At 69.7% G+C, this 7,216-nt stretch carries 8 protein-coding genes; 3 read left to right on the forward strand and 5 right to left on the reverse strand.

Annotated features, from left to right (window positions below):
- Positions 1 to 6 precede the first annotated feature (6 nt).
- On the forward strand, positions 7 to 1,242 hold the full coding sequence (locus SK854_RS12260; protein WP_319975181.1) for a glutamate mutase L: 1,236 nt from the start codon (positions 7 to 9) through the stop codon (positions 1,240 to 1,242).
- Here SK854_RS12260 and SK854_RS12265 read toward each other — a convergent pair.
- Complete coding sequence (locus SK854_RS12265; protein WP_030476549.1) at positions 1,239 to 1,457, reverse strand: helix-turn-helix domain-containing protein; 219 nt, start codon at positions 1,455 to 1,457, stop codon at positions 1,239 to 1,241. The genes SK854_RS12260 and SK854_RS12265 overlap by 4 nt on opposite strands.
- Positions 1,457 to 1,936 (reverse strand): DUF2975 domain-containing protein, encoded by a 480-nt coding sequence (locus SK854_RS12270; RefSeq protein ID WP_319975182.1) that lies wholly within the window; start codon positions 1,934 to 1,936, stop codon positions 1,457 to 1,459. Before SK854_RS12270 ends, SK854_RS12265 begins: the two co-directional genes overlap by 1 nt.
- Positions 1,937 to 2,013: 77 nt before the next feature.
- On the opposite strand from SK854_RS12270, the gene SK854_RS12275 reads away from it, so the two are divergent.
- Complete coding sequence (locus tag SK854_RS12275) at positions 2,014 to 2,592, forward strand: TetR/AcrR family transcriptional regulator (protein ID WP_319975183.1); 579 nt, start codon at positions 2,014 to 2,016, stop codon at positions 2,590 to 2,592.
- Here SK854_RS12275 and SK854_RS12280 read toward each other — a convergent pair.
- Both SK854_RS12280 and SK854_RS12285 read right to left on the reverse strand, forming a co-directional pair.
- Entirely contained in the window at positions 2,585 to 3,109 is a 525-nt protein-coding gene (locus SK854_RS12280; protein ID WP_319975184.1) for a GNAT family N-acetyltransferase, read from the reverse strand. The genes SK854_RS12275 and SK854_RS12280 overlap by 8 nt on opposite strands.
- Positions 3,110 to 3,119: 10 nt before the next feature.
- Complete coding sequence (locus SK854_RS12285) at positions 3,120 to 3,500, reverse strand: winged helix-turn-helix transcriptional regulator (protein ID WP_319975185.1); 381 nt, start codon at positions 3,498 to 3,500, stop codon at positions 3,120 to 3,122.
- 86 nt (positions 3,501 to 3,586) lie between these two features.
- On the opposite strand from SK854_RS12285, the gene SK854_RS12290 reads away from it, so the two are divergent.
- A complete protein-coding gene (locus SK854_RS12290) occupies positions 3,587 to 4,570 on the forward strand; it encodes a zinc-dependent alcohol dehydrogenase family protein (RefSeq protein WP_319975186.1) in 984 nt (327 codons plus the stop codon).
- A gap of 159 nt (positions 4,571 to 4,729) precedes the next feature.
- On the opposite strand, the gene SK854_RS12295 is transcribed toward SK854_RS12290, so the two are convergent.
- Positions 4,730 to 7,132, reverse strand: a complete 2,403-nt coding sequence (locus tag SK854_RS12295) for a hypothetical protein (protein WP_319975187.1) — start codon at positions 7,130 to 7,132, stop codon at positions 4,730 to 4,732.
- Positions 7,133 to 7,216 lie beyond the last annotated feature (84 nt).

Genomic DNA, 7,216 nt, shown 5'->3' on the forward strand with positions numbered 1-7,216 from the left:
AACCCCGTGATCCTGTGTCTCGACGTCGGTTCCACCTGGACCAAGGCCGCTCTCGTCACTCCCGAGGGCGAGCTGGTCCGGACCGGGCAGCACCCGACCACGCCGCCGGAGGTGCTGCGCGGCATCGACGTGCTGCGCTCCGAGGTCGGTGACGGCGAGATCCTCGCGTGCTCGTCGGCCGGGGGCGGTCTCAGGCTTGCCGTCGTCGGTCAGGAACGTGTGGTGAGCGCCGAGGCGGGCTACCGGGTGGCGTTGTCCGCGGGCGCCAAGATCGTGCACGTCAGCGCGGGCCCGGTCGACGTGAAGGCACTCCGAGCCACGACACCGGACCTGATTCTGCTGGTCGGCGGCACGGACGGCGGCGATAAGTCGGTCCTGCTGCACAACGCCGCGAAGCTCGCCCGCGTGGCCGTGCCGATCGTGCTGGCGGGCAACGTCGAGGCGCAGCCGGAAGCGTTGGAACTACTGGCGAAACGCACCGTGGTGGCCTGTCCGAACGTGCTGCCCGACGTCGGTCGGCTCGCCCCGGAACCGGCCCGTCGAGCGATCCGCGAGGCGTTCCTCCAGCACGTGATCGGCGGCAAAGGCCTGTCGCGCGGCCCGCGGTTCCGTCAGCTCGTGCGGGCCGTGACACCGGATGCCGTGCTGGCAGGCGTTTCCCGGGTCGCGGCACAGGATCGCGAAGGCGCGGTGCTCGTGGTGGACGTCGGCGGTGCGACCACGGACGTCTACTCGGCGGTGTCGACTGTGGACAGTGAAGGTCTGGAGAGGACGGTCGCGCTGCCGCCGGACCGCCGCACCGTGGAAGGCGATCTCGGCATGCGCTGGTCCGCGCCGGGCGTGGTCAAGGAAGCGCTCGCCGAACGCCTGACGACCGAAGACCTGACTGCGGAGGCGCAGTACCGCGCCGAGAACGTCGACTGGCTGGCGGAAGACCCGGCCGTCGACGTGAAGCTGGCCTCGTTCGCGGCGATTCTGGCTGTGCGCAGGCATCTCAGGCAGGTCGACGGGCAACTCGGCCCGCACGGCGCGGGTCTGCTCGTGCTCTCCGGTGGCGTTTTCCGGCACACGAAGGACATTTCGCCGATCGTCGAGGCGTTGCGGGCCGACCCGGTGCTGCGACCGGTGCTGCGGACCGCCGAGATCACCGTCGACCGCGACTACGTGCTGGCACCGGTGGGCCTGCTCGCCGAGTCGGGGCGGCTGGAGGCCGCCGACCGACTGGCGAAGCGGCTGGGCTAGGCGGACTCCTCGTCGTCCACGAACTCGAGGAGATCGCCGGGCTGGCACTCCAGAACCCGGCACATGGCTTCCAAAGTGCTGAACCGCACGGCTTTCGCCCGCCCGTTCTTCAGCACCGCGACGTTGGCGGGGGTCAGCCCGACCTTCTCCGCGAACTCGCCGACGCTCATCTTGCGCTTGGCCAGTTCGACGTCGATGCGCACGACGATGGCCATCAGATCACCGCTTCCATGTCGGCGCGCAGCGTCGTGGCGCGCTGCAGCAGCGCCCGCATCACGACGAGCACGAGCCCGACCACGGACACCGCCGACGTGAACAGGAAGAACAACACGATCACGCCGGGGTCGTCGGCGTTGACGCCGACCCAGATGAACACCCCCACCAGCACGACCCACGCCGCGGCGATCGCCCACACCATCACGTTGACCCACTTGATCGCGGCCTCGGTGAAGATCAGGTCCTTGCGCACCAACGTGAGCAGCTTCCAGGTGGCGACGATGACCACCTGCACGCACACGACCCAGAAGATCGACACGATCGTCGAGGGCCACCTCAGGTGGGCCTCCGCGGGGTTCTGCTGCGCCATGTACGCGTACGAGCCTGGGATCGACAACGTCTCCAGCACGACGAGGATCCCGAACAACGCCACCAGGAACACCCGGAGGGCTGTCACCGCCCAACGTTCAGCAATCATGGATCGAGTATCGGTAGTGATCTATCGAAAGTCAATCGGTAGTGATCGTGTTGCAACCGGTCTCTAGAGTGACCGGCGTGGGACTGCGCGAGCGCAAGAAGACCGAGACCCGAGCGGCGTTGTCGGCCGCCGCACTGCGCCTCGCCCTGGAGAAGGGCGTGGACGACGTACGAGTCGACGAGATCGCCGAAGCGGCGAACGTCTCGCCGCGCACCTACAACAACTACTTCGCCAGCCGCGAGCACGCGATCGTCGCCGGCATCACGGCCTCGCGCGCCCTCCAGGTAGCGGACGCACTGCGCTCGCGGCCTTCGTCCGAACCTCTGGTCGACTCGATCATCGCCGCGTTCGCCGAGCAGTACCGCGAACCGCCGACCGAGGCCCTCGCGCTGATCACCTCGACACCGGCCCTGCGCGAGGCCTACCTCGACTCGGTGGCGTCCATGGAACCCCCGATCGCCACCGTGATCGCCGAACGCCTGGGCAAGGACCCGGTCGGCGCCGAGGTCCTGGCGGCCGCGGTGTCCGCCGCCGCACGCCTGGCGGTGCAACGCTGGGTGGACGTCCGCCCGTCCGGCCTCGTCGTGGTGCCGACCACCTCAGTCGAAGACCACCTGCGCGAGGCGATCGGTCACCTCGCGCCCGCGCTCACTTGAGCTCGTCCTTGAGAACGCACATCAGCAGCGCGTCGTGCCATTCACCGTCGCGGAAGAACGACTGACGGAACCGTCCGTCGACCTGGAAACCGACCTTCTCGTAGGACCGAATCGCGCGGGCGTTCGCCTCCACGACACCAAGTTCGATCGAGTGCAACCGCATGGTGTCGAACCCGTACCTGCACGCCGTGCGCAGCGCATCGGTGCCGTAGCCGCCACCCCAGTGGTCCTTCTCGCCGATGTAGATGTCGACCTCGGCCCGCGCGTTGATCGGATCCGCGTCCCGCAAGACGACGACGCCGATCAGCTTGCCGTCCTTCAGCGTCTCGATGCAGAAGGTGACCTTCTCGTACGAGTTCTCCTGGCGGTCGCCGAAGCGTTTGCGCGCCGATGCCAGCGACGTGTGGAAGTAGCTCTGCAGCCACCGCATGACTTCTTCGTCGTTGTGCCAGCGATGGAACGCGTCGGCGTCCTCGGGCTCGACGGGCCGCAGTCGGACAAGATCCCCGGTCAGCATGATTCGCAGACTAGGAGTCGCCCAGCGCGTCCCGCGACCGGGTTTCCGCTGCCTCCTGGAAGTCGGCGATGGCACCGCCGTGGTCCCTCGCCCAGTTCGTCAGGACCTCGATCGGCTCGACGAGGGTGCGGCCGAGGTCGGTAAGGCTGTACTCGACCTGCCGGGGCGCGTCGGCGCGGCGCTCGACCAGACCGTACTGCTGGAGCCGGCGCAGGGTCTGGGTGAGGACCTTGCGCGAGATGCCGCCGATGAGGTCGACGAGCTCACCGTGCCGGCGAGGCTGGTGGCTCAGGCCGAAGAGCACCAGCACTGCCCACTTGTCGGAGATGATCTCGACCGCCAGGCGCGTGGGGCAGTCGGCGAGGAAGGTCGGTCCGGCCGCGTTCTGCATGTGAATCGAAGGTACCAGGAGGTACCTGACGGCTTCGTAACGTCTTCCGCAGCAGCGAGTTCAGCACCAGATGCGGAGGAATCCCCATGCCACGAGTCGTCGTGTTCGACGAGTTCGGCGGTCCGGAAGTCATGCACGTCGTCGAGGAGCCGGTCGTCGAACCCGCGGCCGGTGAGGTGCGGGTCAGGATCGAGGCGTTCGCCGTCAACCCGCTCGACCAGATGATGCGTTCCGGGACCTCGCCCGCGGTCGTTCCCCTGCCGCACGCTCGCCTCGGCGTTGAAGGAACCGGCGTCGTCGATGCGCTGGGCCCTGGGGTCGCCGGACTGGAGATCGGTGATCCGGTGATCATCACGGCCATTCCGGACGCGAGCGTCAGGGGCAGCTACGCCGACTACACCACGGTTCCCGCGAGCCGGGTCGTCGCCCGGCCTGCCGGGCTCGGAGTCACGGAGGCGGCGGCGATCTGGGTCGCGTACTCCACCGCCTACGGCGCACTCGTCGAGAAGGCGAGGATGCGGCCGGGCGACCACGTGCTCATCACCGCGGCATCCGGCGGCGTCGGCCGGGCGGCGATTCAGATCGCCAACCAGATCGGCGCCGTGCCCATCGCCGTCACGCGGCACACCGCGAAGAAGGACGACCTGCTCGCCGCCGGCGCCGCCGCGGTCATCGCCACCGACCAAGCGGACGTCGTCGAAGCCGTCCGCCGGCACACCGGCGGGACCGGCGCCGACATCGTCCTCGACGTGGTCATGGGCCCCGGCCAGCAGGATCTGCTGAAGGCGGCCCGCCCCGGCGGAACGCTGGTCGCCGCGGGCTTCCTGGACCCACGGCCCACACCGTTCCCCGGCGGCACGGCGCTCACGATCTTCAGCTATCGGAGCTTCGAGCACACCCTCGACGCCGTCGTGGTGAATCGCATGGCGGCCTTCCTGAACGCCGGTGTCCGCCTCGGTGCCCTGCGGCCCGCCGTCGACAGGGTGTTCGCCCTCGACGACGTCGTCGACGCACACCGCCACCTGGCGAAGGGGCTCCACGACGGGAAGAAGATCGTCGTCGCGGTCTAGTGGCGTGTCTCGGAACGTTGGCGAGGTAATTCACGCCCAGCAGGGCGCCTCGCGGCGCCGCCCCCACGCCCCCGTACAACCCAGTACGAGGACGTGGGGGCGACACCCCGATGCACCCGTCTGACCGCGAATCCCCCGGCAACGTTCCAAGCCACGCCACTAGGAGCCGCCCAACACGTCCCGCGACCGAGTTTCCGGCTTGCGTGCGAACGGCAGCGAAGGCGACTCCGGCGCGTCCACCTGCAACAGCCCCGCCGCGATCGCCACCGCCCGGTCCCACTCCGGATCCGACGTGTAGTCCGAGTGCGCCGACACCCCCGACCGCCACCGCCGTCCGGGGAACGGGCCCCGCTGCGGATCCGGCAGCCAGTGGTCGCCGCCCAGCACCAACGCCCCGGTGGGCCCGCGCAACGCCGGTGCCAGCGCGCCCTCCGAGCCGTCCTCCCGGTAGCCGACGCCGAGCAGCATGCCGTCGAACACCTGCCGCCGCCACGTCGTCACCGCGCCGCCCAACGGGTCCGTGCCCCGGCACAGCGCGCGCCAGCGTCCGTCCAGCCCGCCGGCCAGCCGGGCCAGTGACGCGTGCGGCACCACGGCGGGGAACGCCCGCGGGTAAGCCCACTGCAGCTGCGAACCTGCCGTCAGCAGCCCGATCCGTTCGCGGTCGTGCGCGGGCAGTTCCTCCAGCAACCGGGCTGCCGCGACGGCGACCAGCAAGGATCCCTGCGAGTGTCCACAGAGGACGACGCGGGTTCCTGGGTCGCGCAGGTGGTCCTGCACGCGGGCGACGAGCTCCGGCACGACCTTCAGCGCGTAGCAGGGAGGCACGATCGGGTGAGCTTCGCGCGGCCAGAACTGCGCGATGTCCGCGATGATCCCGAGCCGCCGGCCGGACTCCGGTTGCCGCGCCGCCAGATAGACGGCGCGCAGCAGCGACACGGCGAGCAGGCCGAGCACGAACACGCCGAAAGCCGAGAACACCGCCCAAGAGCCGAGCGGGACGTTCTGCACCCGCAGCACCGTGGCCAGCACGGCACCGACCACCAGCACGGACGCGACGATCAGGATCATGTGGTGGCCGTGGTTGCGTTCCCAGCGCGCCCACCACCACGCGCGTGTCGCGGTGCGAAGGTCGCGCATCCGGCCGGAGTGCAGCAACGACGCCTCGCGCGCCCACACCTTGCCCTTGCGGAACGCCCGCCACCGCACGGCGCCGGTGAACGACGCCACCGCGAACGTGCTCAACAGCGCCAAAGCGCCCGCCACACCCCACAACAGGGTGATGTACTCGTAGCCGGCCGGCAGCCTCAGCCCGTCGCCCAGAGCCTTGCGCACCGGCAACGCGACCCCGGCGCCGAAGCCACCGCCGAGCAGACCGGCGATCGCCAGCACCGGCGCGGAGAACCAGCCGCCCGCCCACGGCCGCAGTTCGCGCGGCAACGACTTCCAGGTGCCCCGCGCGAGCAGGGCGGCGGGAATCAGCATCAGCCCGAACAGCACCAGCACGAACGCCATCAGCAACGCCACGACCTGCACGGTCACGTCCGCGCCGGGCACCCGCAACGGCAGTTGTTCCTGCAAGCCGAGTGTCGTCAGAACCAAAAGCACCGAGAACACCAACAGCAGCCTTCGCGGCTTACGGCCCAACGCCGCGCGCAGCCACCGTCCGCCGCGATGAGGCGCACCGCCCGTGGGATCGTCCAGCAGCAGCGCACCGAGCACGGACACGCCGATGAACACGAGAGACACGATCCACGCCACCGTGATCGCCACGCCCATGCCGCCGGAGGCCGTGAGCTGCTTCAACGGACCGCCCAGGGCGATCAGTGCCGTCACCGCGAGCGCCGTCACGACGTGCAGCGACCGCAACGCCGGCGTGTCCGGGTCGGTCGCGACGTGGGCGCCGGGCAGTCCGGACGCGGGCTGTTTCTCCTGCTCCTCGGCGTCGGCGATCGCCTTGCGCTCGATCCGCCACTCGACGTGCGAGACGCGCCGCATCACCGCGATCACCACGACGATCGGCAGCAGCCCCAGAAAGGTCCGGAACCAGGGAAACGTGCGCACGTCAGCCGGAATGCTGGTCAAACACGCAGTACCCGGCCGGAGACACTGGGCGGCGAGCAGGTCCAGGCTGACCACGGAGATCTGCGCGACCAGCAACGCCGTCAGCAGCAGGGCGAACACCCGCAACAACGACCGCAGACCGATGCCGAGCAGGTGGGCGGGCAGATTCCGTTCGGGGACGGGAGGGAGCATCCAGTGCGCGACGTTCGCGATGCTGAACGGGAAGAGCAGCGCCCACGTGGCCTTGGCCACACCTCCGGACGTCATTCCGCCCCACAGGTAGCCCTCCACGACGCGAGGTATCGGACGTCCCTCGGTCTGCAGCACCGGTCCGGGCGCGGGCCTGCGGAGTCTGTCCGCCGGGCGCACGATGCGCCCGAGGCCGTCTCCCGCAACGTCCACGGCCGCAACGGCGTCGACCAGCGTCTGCGGCGTCGTTCCCTGCACGCCATGTACCCGCAGTTCGACGACACGTGTGTCCGGGCCGGCAATCAACACCCGAGACCTCCCTCACCCAACGTTCGGGTCATAGTGGTCCATCGGCGGGCGGTATGGTCGGACGACACCCTCTCTGAAGTGCCC

This window comes from Lentzea sokolovensis (genome assembly GCF_033949975.1).
GTDB lineage: Bacteria > Actinomycetota > Actinomycetes > Mycobacteriales > Pseudonocardiaceae > Lentzea > Lentzea sokolovensis.